Source organism: Rhodocyclus gracilis (assembly GCF_009617575.1).
In the GTDB taxonomy this organism is placed as follows: Bacteria; Pseudomonadota; Gammaproteobacteria; order Burkholderiales; family Rhodocyclaceae; genus Rhodocyclus; species Rhodocyclus gracilis.
Genome location: NZ_WIXJ01000001.1, coordinates 657826 through 672736 on the forward strand (window position 1 = coordinate 657826; position 14911 = coordinate 672736).

Genomic DNA, 14911 nt, shown 5'->3' on the forward strand with positions numbered 1-14911 from the left:
ACTTCAACCCCGTTTCCGAGTCGAAAACATGCCGGTCAAGCTCGTCCAGTCCACGCCTTCTGCCTACCAATATCCGCTGCTGATCAAACAACTGTTGCTGACGCCGCTGGCCATCGCCCCCGACCAGGAAATCTGCTATCAGGACAAACGCCGCCACAGCTACCGCGAACTGCGCCAGCGTATCGGTCGCCTCGCCAACTGTCTGACGACGCTCGGCGTCGACGCCGGCGACACGGTGGCGGTGATGGACTGGGACAGCCACCGCTATCTCGACTGCTACTTCGCCATCCCGATGATGGGGGCGATCATCCAGACGGTGAACGTCCGCCTCAACGCCGAACAGATTCTCTATAGCCTGAACCACGCCGAAGCCGACGTGCTGCTCGTCAACAGCGAGTTTTTCCCGATTGTCGAAGCCATCGCCGCGCGGCTGACGACGGTGAAAAAGCTCGTCCTCCTGAATGACGAAGCCACCGAGCCGGCGCTGCCGGCAGCGATCAGCCAGGTGCTGCACTACGCCGGCGAATACGAGACGCTGCTGGCTGCGGCCGATAGCGACTACCCCTTCGCCGATTTCGACGAAAACGCGCAGGCGACGGTGTTTTACACCACCGGCACCACCGGCAATCCGAAGGGCGTCTATTTCAGCCACCGCCAACTGGTGCTGCACGCGCTCGGCTGTGCCGCCGCGCTCGGCGGCGCCAACGGTAACGGCCGTCTGCACCGCGAAGACGTCTACATGCCGCTGACGCCGATGTTCCACGTGCACGCCTGGGGCTTCCCCTACATCGCGACGATGCTGGGCTTGAAGCAGGTCTATCCGGGCCGCTACCAGCCCGATGTGCTCTGCCGCCTGATCGTCAGCGAGGGCGTGACCTTCTCGCACTGCGTGCCGACCATCCTGCACATGGTGCTCAGCCACCCGCACGCGAAAGACCTCGATCTCTCCGGCTGGAAGCTGATCATCGGCGGCTCGGCGCTACCCGAAGCGATGGCCGCCGCGGCCTTCAAGCGCGGCATCGACCTCTTTACCGGCTACGGCATGTCGGAAACCTGCCCGGTGCTGACGCTGGCGCACCTGTCGACGACCGACATGCAAGGCAGCCCGGAAGAGCAGGCCGTCCTGCGCGCCAAGACCGGCCTGCCGCTGCCGCTCGTCGACCTGCGCGTCGTCGATGCCGACATGAACGATGTGCCACACGACGGGCGTGCGACGGGTGAAGTGATCGTCCGTTCGCCCTGGCTGACGCAGGGCTACCTGAAAGCCCCGGAAGCCTCGGAAGACCTATGGGCCGGCGGCTACCTGCACACCTCCGACATCGGCAATATCGACGCCGCCGGCTATCTGAAGGTCACGGATCGCAGCAAGGACGTGATCAAGGTCGGCGGCGAGTGGACCTCATCGCTCCAGCTCGAAGACATCGTCGCCAAACACGAGGCGGTGCAGGAAGTCGCCGTCATCGGTGTTGCCGACGCCAAATGGGGCGAACGGCCGCTGGCGCTGGTCGTGCTGAAAGCCGACTACGTCGGCCAGGTGACCGAACACGCCATCCGCAACTACGCCGCGCACGCCATCGAGGCAGCCGGCGTTTCGCGCTATGGCCTGTTGTTGCAGGTGAGCTTCGTCAAGCACCTGCTCAAAACCAGCGTCGGCAAGATGAACAAGCTCGCCATGCGCGCCAACCCGCAGGCGCTGCGCGACTAGGCGAGCGGACGGCGGCAGAAGCGAAGCGGGCCGGCAGCAGCAAACTGAGCCGGCGTCGCGATTAATCCGCCGCGTCGAACAAGGCGCGCAGGGACGCCTGATAGGCGGCCGCCTGCGCGTCGTTTTCAGCGGGCGCCCAGGGCGCGCGTTCGGCCTCGGTGAGCACCTGCCAGGGGCCGGCCTTGGCCTCGAAAAACACCGTGCCCGGCTCGCAGGCCAGAACGGAGTGAAAGACACCGTGCGGGATGTCGACGCCGATGCAATCGCTGCCCGCCCGCAACTCGGCGTAGCGCACCGGCTGGCCGGCATCGTCAAAGAACACCACGCCGAGAGAGCCGCGCACGACGAGCATGGTCTCGTCCTTCGCCGGGTCGAGATGGCGGTGCGGCGGCACGTAGGAGCCGGGCTCGATGGCATTGAGCAGGCGATGCGCGGCATCGCTCTCGTGGCGGTGGAAGTTGCGGTTGCGGCGACGGCGCGGGCTCGTCATCGCCTCGTCGACGAGCGAATCGAGCAGGGCGCGGTCGATGAAAGTGGGCGTATCCATGGGCATCCGTAGAAAGTAAGCGGCGAAATAAGCGGAGATCGGATGTAACAGGGCTGGCTGAGCGCGACTCAGGCGTAATCGATACGCACGCGCGCCTCGCCGAGCCAGGCGGCAAGCGCCGCCACCAGTTCGTCGTCGAGAGTGACGCGCCAGGCGTCGCCGAGCTGCAACTGGCACTCGGCCAGTTCGTTGCGGTAAAAAATACGCACGGCGCTGGCGCCGGGCACATGCGGCGTCAGGAGCGTCTGCATGTGCTGCAAGACCGCCGCCGGCTTGCCGGCCAGCACGCTGCCGTCGATGGAGAGCGAGAGGTGGCGGGCGAAGCGGCCGCGCGCCTCCGCCAGCGTCAGCAGCCGTTCGGCAACGACGCGCACGCGTCCCTCGCCGGCGAAGTCGTCACGGCTGATCTTGCCCTCGACGATGAGCACTTCGTCTTCACGAATCTTGTTGCGCTCGGCCTCGAAAACTTCGTTGAACACCGACACTTCGTGCGCGGCCTTGCCGTCGTCGAGCATGACGAAGGCCATCTTGCCGCGCGCCGTGAGCTTGCTGCGCACACCGGTGACCAGACCGGCGACGAGTTGCGGCTCGCGCTGCGCTTCCAGACGATCGAGCGAACGGCGGACAAAGCGGCTGATCTCGCCGCGCACGGCGTCGTACGGATGGCCGGAGAAGAAGAAGCCGAGGGCGATCTTTTCTTCCGACAGGCGCTGCTTTTCGTTCCAGCGCGGCGTCTCGACGTAGGAAGGTGCGTGCTCGCTGGCGTCCTCGCTGCCGAGAAGGTCGAAGAGACTGGTTTGCAGCGCGTTGCGCTCGGCCTGCTCGGCCGCTTCCATGGCGATGCCGACCGAAGCGAGCAGCCGCGCGCGGTGGTCGTCGAGCGAATCGAAGGCGCCGGCGCGAATCAGCGCCTCGATGGCGCGGCGGTTGACCAGGCGTTTGTCGGCGCGGCGGCAGAAGTCGAAGAGATCCTTGAACGGCCCGCCCGCAGCGCGCACCTCGATGATCTGGCGCACGGCCTGTTCGCCGACGCCTTTCACCGCGCCGAGGCCGTAGCGGATGGTCTTGCGATCCACCGGCACGAAACGGTAATCGGAGGCGTTAACGTCGGGACCGAGGATGGCGATCTTGTTGGCCAGCGCGTCGTCGTGGAAGATTTTCACCGAGTCGGTGTTGTCCATGTCCGACGACAGCGTCGCGGCGATGAAGGCCGAGGTGTGGTGCGCCTTCAGCCACGCCGTCTGGTAGGTGACGACGGCGTAAGCGGCGGTGTGCGACTTGTTGAAGCCGTACTCGGCGAACTTCTCCATGAGATCGAAGAGCTGCATCGCCAGCGCTTCCGGGTAGCCTTTTTTCTTCGCCCCCTCGCGCATGATGTCGCGGTGCAAGGCCATTTCCTCGGCCTTCTTCTTACCCATCGCGCGGCGCAGCAAGTCGGCGCCACCGAGCGTATAGCCGCCGATGATCTGCGCGATCTGCATCACCTGCTCCTGGTAGACGATGACGCCGTAGGTCGGCTCGAGGCAGGCTTTCAGATCGTCGTGGAAGTAGTCGATCTTCTGCTGGCCTTTTTTCCGCAGGATGAAGTCGTCGACCATGCCCGAGCCGAGCGGGCCGGGTCGATAGAGCGCGAGCACGGCGATGATGTCTTCAAAGCGGTCGGGAGCGAGCTTTTTCAGCAGCTTCTTCATGCCCTCCGATTCGACCTGGAACACCGCGGTGGTGTTGGCATCGCGCAGGATCTGGTAAGTCGCCGTATCGGCGAAGGACATGGTGTCGAGATCGGGGCGGCTGCCGGTCAGCGCCTCGACGTACTCGACGGCGAGCTTGATGATGGTGAGGTTGCGCAGCCCCAGAAAGTCGAACTTGACGAGGCCGACCTTCTCGACGTCGTCCTTGTCGAACTGCGACACCGAGGCGCCGCCTTCGGCCGAGTAGAGCGGGCAGAAGTCGGTGAGCTTGCCCGGCGCGATCAAGACGCCGCCGGCGTGCATGCCGACGTTGCGCGTCAGGTCTTCGAGGCGATAGGCGAGGTCGAAGAGTTCGCGTACTTCCTCTTCTTCGTCAATGCGCGTTTTTAGCTGCGGCTCGGCTTCGAGAGCTTTCGCCAGCGACAGCGGCTTGTTCGCTTCGAGCGGGATCAGCTTGGAGAGCGAATCGCACTGGCTGTACGGCATGTCGAGCACACGCCCGACGTCGCGGATCACCGCCTTCGACGACATGGTGCCGAAAGTGGCGATCTGCGACACCGCCGCCGCGCCGTATTTTTCGCGCACGTACTCGATGACGCGCCCGCGCTTGTCCTGACAGAAGTCGACGTCAAAGTCAGGCATCGACACCCGTTCGGGGTTGAGGAAGCGCTCGAACAGCAGCGCGTAGCGCAAGGGGTCGAGGTCGGTAATCCCCAGCGCGTAAGCGACGACCGAACCGGCACCGGAGCCCCGCCCCGGCCCGACCGGCACGTCGTTGTTCTTGGCCCAGTTGATGAAGTCGGCAACGATCAGGAAGTAGCCGGGGAAGCCCATCTGCACGATGGTTTCCGTCTCGATGCGCAGCCGCTCGACGTACTCGGGACGGCGACGGGCGCGCTCGTCCTCGTCGGGATAAAGCTGCGCCAGACGACGCTCCAGCCCCGCCGCCGCCTCGCTGCACAGAAAGTCATCGAGCGAGACGCCGGCCGGCGTCGGGAAGTTCGGCAGATAGTTCTTGCCGAGGGTGATTTCGAGGCTGCAACGACGGGCGATCTCGACCGAGTTTTCCAGCGCTTCCGGCAGGTCGGCAAAGCGTTCGATCATCTCGTCGGGCGTGCGGAAATACTGCTCCTCGGTAAAGTGCTTCGGCCGCCGCGCATCGCCCAGCACCTGCCCTTCGGCGATGCAGACGCGCGCTTCGTGCGCCTTGAAGTCGTCGCGCTCAAGAAACTGGATCGGGTGTGTAGCCACCACCGGCAGATCGAGCGCTTCGGCCAGCGCGACAGTGCCAGCGACGAGCGCCTCCTCGTTCGCACGCCGGCCATCGGCAGGCTCGACACGCTGCACTTCCAGATAGAAGGCACCGGGAAAGAGCGCCGCCCAGGCGCGTGCGCGCGCCGTCGCCTGCCGCTGCGAGCCTTGCGCCAGCGCCTCGCCGATATCGCCATGCACGCCGCCCGAGAGGGCAATCAGGCCATCGACGCCGACCTCGCGCAACATCTGCCGCGTCACTTCGGCGCGCCCCCGCGTGCGCGGCGCGAAGTACGCGCGCGTCAGCAGTTCGCACAGTTGCAGGTAGCCGCGATGCGTGCGGCAAAGCAGCAGCAGGCGGTGCGGCCGGTCGTTATCGGCGTCGTTGGCAATGAAGACATCGCAGCCCAGCACCGGCTTGATGCCGGCCTTGCGCGCCGCGGTGTAGAACTTGACGAAGCCGAAGAGGTTGGCGAGGTCGGTCAGTGCCAGCGCCGGCATGCCCAAGGCGGCGGCACGAGCCACCGCGTCGTCAATGCGGACAATGCCGTCGGTGATCGAGTACTCGCTGTGCAGGCGGAGGTGGACGTAGCGGGGATCAGACATGCCGGCATTTTACCCTGCACCGCCGGGTGACGCCGGGCGTTCCGCGCGCGGACAGGGCAAGCGCCGCAGCCAACGCCGCGACGATGCAGGGATCGCTGAGCGTACCCGCTCGAGGGCACGGCTCACGGCAAGGCTCAGGCCGCGTCCAGCCACTCCAGTATCGGCTGCCATGCTGTGAGATCGCGGGCGGCGCGTGACGGCGGCAGATCGAACAGCGTCATGCCGTTGGCGACGGTCTGAGGGTAGAGCTGCGTATCGCGCAGATAGGCGAGCACCGGCAGCTCGTAGGAGGCAAGAAAGCTTTCCAGTTCGCTCGCCGCCCGCGTGCGTGCGTCGACCCGCATGCCGACGACGGCGACGAAGGTGCGCTCCTTGCGCACCGCCTTTTCGGCGAGCAGCGTTTCGAGAAAATGGCGCGTCGCCAGCATGTCGAAAAGCGAGGGCTGCACCGGCACGATCACCCGGTTGACGCGCTTGACGCAGCGTTCGAGCGCCTTGCCGTGCAGGCCGGCGGGCGTATCGAGCACGACGCGCGTGGTGCCGGCCGGCGGCCGGGCGGTCAGGCTGACGGCCTTGCCCGTGGCGGATTTGCCCGCCGCGCCGGCTTTGCCCGCCTCCCCCGCCTTGCCGCGTTCGCCAAGCTCCCAGGTGCCGATACGCGGCAGTTGCGGCGAGCGCAGGCGTAGCCACTCGCGCGAGGACTGCTGCACATCGGTATCGCCGAGCATGACCTGCTCGCCGGCGCGCGCGAAATAGCCGGCCAGATTGGTAGCCAGCGTCGATTTGCCGGAACCCCCTTTGGGGTTGGCGACGAGAAACGATTTCATGCCACGGACTCTGCGGTGAAAAGCTGCACGGGAGGCGAACGAAGTCAGCGCCAAGGAGAGACGATGGAGAACAAACGCCCGTCAGCCTAGCCGCTGCCCGTTTTTTGGGCAAGGCAGAAAAGCCCTTTGCCGACGACGACTTGCCGCACTCGTCCTCCGTTCGCCCACACCTTTATCCACAGAATCTGGGGAAAACCCTGCGGGCAATGTGGCAAACCGCCCGCCGCACCTAGCGCGGCGTCAGTTTGGCGTAGGCGAGCGCCAGCCATTTGACGCCGGCGCTGCCGAAATTGACCTGCACGCGCGCATCGTTGCCACCGCCTTCGGCGGCGACGATGACGCCCTGCCCGAAGCGGCTGTGCTCGACGTTCTGGCCGATGCGCAATCCGCCGTACGCGTCAGCCGCCATCGGCGCCTGCCCGTAGCCACCGCTGCTGCTCGTCTGGCTCGTTGCCTGACTGCCGGCGCCGTAGCCGCGCCCGTAGGCCAGCGTCGGCGCCGCAACCGGGGTAATGCGCGACAGCAGGGCCACCGGCAGTTCATCGAGGAAGATCGACGGCGCGCAGTAGCGCGTCTGCCCGTGCAGCATGCGCGTCTGCGCCCAGCTGAGGTAGAGGCGCTTGCGCGCACGCGTGATCGCCACGTACATGAGGCGGCGCTCTTCTTCGAGGCCGTCGCGCTCCTGCGCGGCGTTTTCGTGCGGGAACAGCCCTTGTTCGAGGCCGCTCAGGAAGACGGCGTCAAACTCCAGCCCCTTGGCGGCGTGCACGGTCATCAACTGGATCGCCGTTTCACCTGCGCCCGCCTGATGCTCACCGGCTTCCAGCGAGGCGTGGGAGAGGAAGGCAGCCACTTCGCCCCCCTCTTCGGCGGTGCGGTCGCCGTCTTCACGCAGAAAGCTGACGGCGGCGTTGATCAGTTCGCTCAGATTTTCGAGGCGCTCGCCGCCTTCTTTCTCGCCGAGATAGTGCTGGCGCAGACCGCTGACGTCGATGATGTGCTCGACCTTTTCGGGCAGCGGCAGCGCTGCGGTTTCGCTGCGCAGCTTTTCGATCAGGCGAATGAAGCCGCCGACCGCCGTTCCCGCCTTGCCCGAGAGGCTGGCGGCGGCGTTGTAGAGGCTCGAATTGGCGCGGTGCGCCGCTTCCTGCAAGGCTTCGAGGCTGCGCGTGCCGATGCCGCGCGTCGGGAAATTGACGACGCGGGCGAACGCGGTGTCGTCGTCGGCGTTGGCGATCAGGCGCAGGTAGGCGAGCGCGTGCTTGATTTCCTGGCGCTCGAAGAAGCGCAAGCCGCCGTGCACGCGGTAGGGCACGCCGGCGGAGAAAAGCTGGTGTTCGAGCACGCGCGACTGCGCGTTGGAGCGGTAGAGCAGCGCGATCTGGTCGCGCTCGATGCCGTCGCGGATCAGTTCGCGTACTTCGTCGACAATGAAGCGCGCTTCGTCGAGGTCGGTGAAACCCTCGAAAACCCGGATCGGCTCGCCGGCGCCGGCGTCGGTCCACAGGTTTTTGCCGAGCCGGCCACGGTTGTGCGCGATCAGCGCATTGGCGGCATCGAGGATGTTGCCGTGCGAACGGTAGTTCTGCTCGAGGCGAATGACGTTGAGGACGCCGAATTCGCGCTCGAAATCGCGCATGTTGCCGACCTCGGCACCGCGAAAGGCGTAGATCGACTGGTCGTCGTCGCCGACCGCAAAGACGACGGCCTGACCGGCACCAAGAGCCCCCGGCGCCCCGTCAGCCGGCAGCACACCCGGCCCACGCCCGGCCAGCAGCTTGAGCCAAGCGTACTGGAGCTTGTTGGTGTCCTGAAACTCGTCGACGAGGATGTGCGAAAAACGCGTCTGGTAGTGGCGACGCAAGGGCTCGTTGCGGTTGAGCAACTCGTAGGCGCGCAGCAACAACTCGGCGAAGTCGACGACGCCTTCGCGCTGGCACTGCGCTTCGTATTCGGCGTAGAGCGCGACGCGACGGCGCGTCCAGTCGTCCCACGCTTCCGCCTCGCCGGCGCGGATACCCTGCTCCTTGTGGCTGTTGATGAAGTGCATCAATTCGCGCGGCGGGAATTTTTCGTCGTCGACGCCGAGGTTCTTCAGCAGGCGCTTGATCGCCGACAGCTGATCGCCGGAATCGAGAATCTGGAAGAGCTGCGGCAGCCCGGCCTCGCGGTAGTGCGCGCGCAAAAGGCGGTTGCACAGGCCGTGGAAGGTGCCGATCCACATGCCGCGCGTATTGATCGGCAGCATCGCCGACAGGCGGGTGAGCATTTCCTTGGCCGCCTTGTTGGTGAAGGTCACCGCCAGCACGCTGTGCGGATTGGCCTGCCCGTGCTGGATCAGCCAGGCAATACGGGTGGTAAGCACGCGCGTTTTACCGCTGCCGGCACCGGCGAGGATCAGGGCGTGCTGCGACGGCAGAGTCACCGCCGCGAACTGGTCGGGATTAAGACCGGCAAGAAGATCGGACATGAATGGGCAATTCTGGGAAAAAGTAGACGCGAAGTGAGGGCACGATAAGCGTGAGCGGATAAAGCAGGCACGCAGCACACGGACGGAGAAAGCGCGCCAGTTGCCACACAAGCACCGCAGACAACCGCTGCGCGGGCCACCGAGCCACACAGAGGGCAGTACCGGCCGCCCAGCGCAGGCTGGGCACCGCCCCGCCTCTCGGGAATACGCCGATTATCCTTGATCCGACGCCGGAGCGGGCGCCACGCACGCGGCGGTTGGCGCCGCAGGGCGTGCGCCGCGCACCGTCTGAGCACACGCCAAACGCCCGCATTCGCCGGCAGACGCATTGAACCAAGGGCGGCGCGCGCTTGCCATAGGAGCATTGCTGCGCCGCACCAATTACGCAATTAACGCCCCGCGCACGCAGAAAGCCATGCGGGGGAATACGCGACTGGCCCGCCAACACTCAAGGACACCCACCATGCAAGCCCCGATGATTCTGCCCTGGATTGCCCACCGCGCCGGTATCGGCGAGGCGCTGGCACTCAAGCTCTGGCGCCGCGCAGTCGGCGAAGCCGAGCAAATGAGCGTCGGCAGCGATCGCGCCGAGTATTACCGGCTGGCAGTTGAACGCTTTATCGATCTCGCCGACAGCGAGGCCGACGGCTCACTCGCCCGTAGCGTCGGCAGCGCACACGCCGCGCCGCGCACACTCAGCCTCGCCTGGGTGTGGCGCCACCAGACGCGCATGTCCTACCTGGGACTTGTTGCCGCCAAGAGCGCGTGCACGCTCTGGCAGCAGCAGTGGGCCGCCTGTATCCCCACTTGCATCCCCGCCAGCCGCGCGGCCGAGAAGCGCGCCGCCTGAGCGCGCCAGCCAACGAGGCGGCATGCGCCGCAAGGCACGGCGCAGAATTTATCGGGGACGAACGCGTATAATCGGCGCCTTTGGCGACATCTGCAGCCGCCTCGTCACGCGCGAGTGCTTTCACTCATGTCGGGGCGCTCGCCTCGACGCGTCGCCGCATGACGAGACACCGCCGTCAGCCTGACCGACGGAAGTAGCCGCTGCGCCGCCCACACCGACCGATCTTTTCGCGAACGACTCCCCGCCCCATGCTGGAAAAATACCAACCCGCCGACATCGAACTCGCTGCCCAGCAACGCTGGCAGAAAACCGCCGCCGCCCGCGCCGTCGAAGATACGAGCTGCCCGAAGTACTACTGCCTGTCGATGTTCCCCTACCCCTCGGGCAAGCTGCACATGGGGCACGTGCGCAACTACACGATCGGCGACGTGCTCGCGCGCTTCCACACGCTGCAGGGCTACAACGTGCTGCAGCCGATGGGCTGGGACGCTTTCGGCATGCCGGCGGAAAACGCGGCGATCCAGAATAAGGTGCCGCCGGCGCAGTGGACCTACGCCAACATCGAGTACATGAAGGGCCAGCTGCAGCGCCTCGGCTTCGCCATCGACTGGGAGCGCGAGGTCGCCACCTGCAAGCCCGACTACTACCGCTGGGAGCAGTGGCTGTTCACCCGCCTGTTCGAGAAAGGCCTGATCTACAAGAAGCTCGGCACGGTGAACTGGGATCCGATCGACCAGACGGTGCTCGCCAACGAGCAGGTGATCGACGGCCGCGGCTGGCGCTCGGGCGCGCTGATCGAAAAGCGCGAAATCCCGATGTACTACATGAAGATCACCGCCTACGCCGACGAGCTGCTCGCCGCGCTCGACGACCTGCCCGGCTGGCCCGAGCAGGTGCGGCTGATGCAGAAGAACTGGATCGGCAAGAGCACCGGCGTGCGCTTCGCCTTCCCCTACGAGCTCGACGGCAAGGCCGACCAGCTGTGGGTGTTCACCACGCGCGCCGACACGATCATGGGCGTCACCTTCGTCGCCGTCGCCGCCGAGCATCCGCTGGCGACTTACGCCGCGGCGAAGAATCCCGAGATCGCCGCGTTTGTCGAGGAATGCAAGAAGGGCGGCGTCGCCGAGGCCGACATCGCCACCATGGAAAAGAAGGGCGTGCCGACCGGCATCTTCGTCACGCACCCGCTCACCGGCGAACAGGTCGAGGTGTGGGTCGGCAACTACGTGCTGATGGGCTACGGCGACGGCGCGGTGATGGCGGTGCCGGCGCACGACGAGCGCGACTTCGCGTTCGCCAAGAAATACCGCCTCGCGATCAAGCCGGTGGTGGCTGTTGCCGGTCATGAATTCTCGACCGACGCCTGGCAGGAGTGGTACGCCGACAAAGCCAACGGCGTCTGCGTCAATTCCGGCAAGTACGACGGCCTCGACTACGCCGCCGCCGTCTACGCCATCGCCGCCGACCTCGCCGCCAAGGAGCTGGGCGAGAAGAAGGTGCAGTTCCGCCTGCGCGACTGGGGCATCTCGCGCCAGCGCTACTGGGGCTGCCCGATCCCGATCATCCACTGCGATTGCTGCGGCGACGTGCCGGTGCCCGACGCGCAGCTGCCGGTGGTGCTGCCCGAGAACGTCGTCGTCGACGGCGCCGGCAGCCCGCTGGCGCGCATGCCCGAGTTCTACGAGACGACCTGCCCGAAGTGCGGCAAGCCGGCGAAGCGCGAAACCGACACGATGGACACCTTTGTCGAGTCCTCGTGGTACTTCCTGCGCTACTGCTGCGCCGACAACGACCAGGCGATGGTCGACGAGCGCGTCGCCTACTGGTGTCAGGGCGGCATCGACCAGTACATCGGCGGCATCGAACACGCCATCCTGCACCTCTTGTACTCGCGCTTCTGGACCAAGCTGATGCGCGACGTCGGCCTGTTCGACAATTTCCCCGCCGGCGCGCGTCTCGACGAGCCCTTCGCCAACCTGCTGACGCAAGGCATGGTGGTCGCGCCGACCTACTACCGCGACGAAGCCGACGGCAAGAAGCTGTGGCTCAACCCAGCCGACGTCGATCTCGAATGCGACGCGCGCGGCCGCCCGGTGGCGGCGACGCTGCGCGCCGACGGCCAGCCGGTGGTCATCGGCGGCATCGAGAAGATGTCGAAGTCGAAGAACAACGGCGTCGACCCGCAGGCGCTGATCGACCAGTACGGTGCCGACACCGCGCGCCTGTTCATCATGTTCGCCAGCCCGCCCGACCAGTCGCTCGAATGGTCCGACGCCGGCGTCGACGGCGCCTTCCGCTTCTTGAAGCGCCTGTGGAAGATCGTCTACGACCACAGCAGCGTAGGCAGCGTCGCCGCCTACGTTCCCGGCCAGGACGGCGAACTGTCGCCGGCGCTGAAGGCTTTCCGCCGCCAGCTGCATCTGGCCATCGGCAAGATCGCCGACGACTACGGCCGCAGGAAGCAGTTCAACACCGCCATCGCCGCGGTGATGGAACTGCTCAACGCCTACGGCAAGCTCGCCGACAGCGAGCCGCTGGCGCGCGCCGTCCGCCAGGAAGCGCTCGAAGCGGTGGCGGTGCTGCTCTGGCCGATCGTTCCGCACATCGGCGAGGAACTCTACGCTACGCTCAAGCCGGGCTGCGCGATCAGCGACGCCGGCTGGCCGAAGGTCGATGAAGCGGCGCTCAAGCAGGACGAAATCGAGCTGATGCTGCAGGTGAACGGCAAGCTGCGTGGCAGCCTGCGCGTACCCGCCAGCGCCGACCGCGCCGCCATCGAAGCGCAGGCACTGGCCAGCGAAGCGGTGCAAAAGCATCTGGCCGGACAGGCGCCGAAGAAGCTGATCGTCGTCCCCGGCCGTCTCGTCAACATCGTCGTCTGACCCGAAAGAGCCTCCCGATGCGCGTCCGTACGCTGGCGGCCACCGCCTTCCTCATCGCCGCGACCCTGCTCGCCGGCTGTGGCTTCCAGCTGCGCGGCGCCTACACGCTGCCTTACGAGAGCCTCTATCTGGCGCTGCCCGACTATTCGGAGCTGGGCGCCGGGCTCAAGCGCACCATCCGCGCCTCGGGTGCGACGCGTCTGACCGACACGCCGGAAGACGCCGAGGCCATCTTCCAGCCGACCGGCGAATTCCGCGAAAAGGTGATCCTCTCGCTCTCCGGCTCCGGTCGCGTGCGCGAAGTTCGCCTGCGCTACCGCTTCAACTTCCGCGTCGTCGACATCAAGGGACGCAACCTCGTGCCGCCCGGCGAGATCGAAATGACGCGCGACATGAGCTACGACGACTCCAACGTCCTTTCCAAGGACCAGGAAGAAGTCCTCCTCTGGCGCGACATGCAAAACGACATGGTGCAACAGATGATGCGCCGCCTCGCCGCCGTCAAGCCGCAGCCGGCCAACACGTTCGACTGAGCAAGCACGCCCCCCCTGACGAAACACGGCCCATGCAAATCCCCGGAGAACGGCTGGCAACGCACCTCACGGGCGAGTTGCGCCCGCTGTACGTCGTTTATGGTGACGACCCTCTGCTCGTCATCGAAGCCTCGGACGCCATCCGCGCCGCCGCGCGCCGGCAAGGCTTCGACGAACGCACCGTGCTGACGGCGCTCGCCGGCTTCAACTGGACGCAACTGCATCACGCGGCGGGTGCGCGCTCGCTCTTCGGCGGACGCACGCTGATCGAACTGCGCATCCCCAACGGTAAGCCGGGCCGCGAGGGCGGTGCCGCGCTACAAGACTACGCCAAGCATCCCTCGCCGGACGCCCTGCTGCTGGTGACACTGCCCGAACTCGACTGGAAGGACGAAAAAGCCGCCTGGCTGACCGCCCTCGGCAACGCCGGCGCCGTCGTCAAACTCAACGCGCCCAAGCTCGCCGACCTGCCCGCCTGGATCGCCGCGCGTCTGCGCCGGCAAGGCCAGAGCGCCGACGCCGAGGGACTCGCCTTCATCGCCGAACGCGTCGAAGGCAATCTACTGGCCGCGCATCAGGAAATCCAGAAACTCGCCCTGCTACATCCGCCCGGCGCGCTCACTCGCGAGGCGATTCGTGAGGCTGTCCTCGATGTGGCGCGCTACGACCTCGATGCGCTGCGCGACGCCATGCTTGCGGGCGATGTCGCGCGCTTTACGCGCACTCTCGATGGCCTGCGCCAGGAGGGCGAAGCGCCGCCCCTCGTTCTCTGGGCACTAACGGAAGAAATACGCGCCCTCGCGCAGATTCACAGCGGGCTCGCCAATGGGCAGACGCTCGATGGACTGCTCCGCGACGCCCGCGTCTGGGGCGCACGACAAGGGCTGATCAAGCAGGCGCTACGCCGCGTTGGCGCGACGGGCGCAGCCGCCTGTCTGACGCATGCCGCGCGTATCGACCGCCTGATCAAGGGTATTGGCAACGGCAATCTGTGGGACGAATTCCTGCGCCTGGGCCTGCTGGTCGCCGCCCCGGCCACCGCCAGACGCTAAAACGCAAAAAGGGCCAGTCGCCCGGCGACTGACCCGCATGAGTGTTTTCCGCTGACGCTAGGAAGAACGATCTGCAGAAAGCGGCGGCACAGCGACAGAGGCATCGTTGGCGACAGGAATATCGGTCGCACGCCCGGACTGCGCGGCAACGACCTCACCTTCGGAGGTATCCGGCGCCAGGCATTCCCAGGCGCACTCGCGACCATCGACACCACGGACATCCTGCGTGCTGGCGCAGCCCGACTCGCGCACCAGGCACTCGCCGGTGCAATGCTCGTCGACCACCACTACCCGCATTTCGGTATCCACTTTGCGCTCACCGTCCCAGAAGCTGCATGTTGCGCACACTTTTACTTCAGTGGGCAGAATGAGTTTACGTTGCATGGATGATTAACCGTATCTTGTTCGCATTGCTATGAACGTCGGAGTGTAAACTTTTTGCTTGGTTCCGTAAGGTTTTTCTACGCTCGCTGACAGGCCGCGACAACCGCCAC

General features: G+C 66.0%; 10 protein-coding genes. 5 read left to right on the plus strand and 5 right to left on the minus strand.

All coding sequences use genetic code 11. The annotated features are described in order from the left end of the window. The first annotated feature begins 28 nt into the window (after positions 1-28). Entirely contained in the window at positions 29-1705 is a 1677-nt protein-coding gene (locus GHK24_RS02920) for a fatty acid--CoA ligase (protein ID WP_153468653.1), read from the plus strand. Positions 1706-1766: 61 nt separating this feature from the next. On the opposite strand, the gene GHK24_RS02925 is transcribed toward GHK24_RS02920, so the two are convergent. The 4 genes from GHK24_RS02925 to GHK24_RS02940 form a co-directional block, all read right to left on the minus strand. Continuing rightward, positions 1767-2252: a WbuC family cupin fold metalloprotein gene (locus tag GHK24_RS02925; protein WP_153468657.1), complete on the minus strand. Its 486-nt coding sequence runs from the start codon at positions 2250-2252 to the stop codon at positions 1767-1769. A gap of 68 nt (positions 2253-2320) precedes the next feature. Next, positions 2321-5800, minus strand: a complete 3480-nt coding sequence (gene dnaE, locus GHK24_RS02930) for a DNA polymerase III subunit alpha (RefSeq protein WP_153468661.1) — start codon at positions 5798-5800, stop codon at positions 2321-2323. Positions 5801-5934: 134 nt separating this feature from the next. Then, entirely contained in the window at positions 5935-6627 is a 693-nt protein-coding gene (locus tag GHK24_RS02935) for a ParA family protein (protein WP_153468664.1), read from the minus strand. A 229-nt stretch (positions 6628-6856) separates the two neighbouring features. Further along, positions 6857-9097, minus strand: a complete 2241-nt coding sequence (locus tag GHK24_RS02940; protein WP_153468667.1) for a UvrD-helicase domain-containing protein — start codon at positions 9095-9097, stop codon at positions 6857-6859. Between the two features lie 463 nt (positions 9098-9560). Here GHK24_RS02940 and GHK24_RS02945 point away from each other — a divergent pair, with 463 nt between their 5' ends. The 4 genes from GHK24_RS02945 to holA all read left to right on the plus strand — a co-directional run bounded on the left by GHK24_RS02945 (position 9561) and on the right by holA (position 14417). Then, on the plus strand, positions 9561-9947 hold the full coding sequence (locus tag GHK24_RS02945) for a hypothetical protein (protein ID WP_194286359.1): 387 nt from the start codon (positions 9561-9563) through the stop codon (positions 9945-9947). 248 nt (positions 9948-10195) lie between these two features. Next, a complete protein-coding gene (gene leuS / locus GHK24_RS02950) occupies positions 10196-12832 on the plus strand; it encodes a leucine--tRNA ligase (RefSeq protein WP_153468670.1) in 2637 nt (878 codons plus the stop codon). A 17-nt stretch (positions 12833-12849) separates the two neighbouring features. Then, the gene (locus GHK24_RS02955; RefSeq protein WP_153468673.1) at positions 12850-13365 is read left to right on the plus strand and encodes an LPS-assembly lipoprotein LptE; all 516 of its coding nucleotides are present in this window, start codon (positions 12850-12852) and stop codon (positions 13363-13365) included. Between the two features lie 32 nt (positions 13366-13397). After that, a complete protein-coding gene (gene holA, locus GHK24_RS02960) occupies positions 13398-14417 on the plus strand; it encodes a DNA polymerase III subunit delta (RefSeq protein WP_153468676.1) in 1020 nt (339 codons plus the stop codon). Positions 14418-14474: 57 nt separating this feature from the next. On the opposite strand, the gene GHK24_RS02965 is transcribed toward holA, so the two are convergent. Continuing rightward, positions 14475-14801 carry a hypothetical protein gene (locus GHK24_RS02965; RefSeq protein ID WP_153468679.1) on the minus strand — a complete coding sequence of 109 codons (327 nt, stop codon included), beginning with the start codon at positions 14799-14801 and terminating at the stop codon, positions 14475-14477. Between the last annotated feature and the right edge of the window lie 110 nt (positions 14802-14911).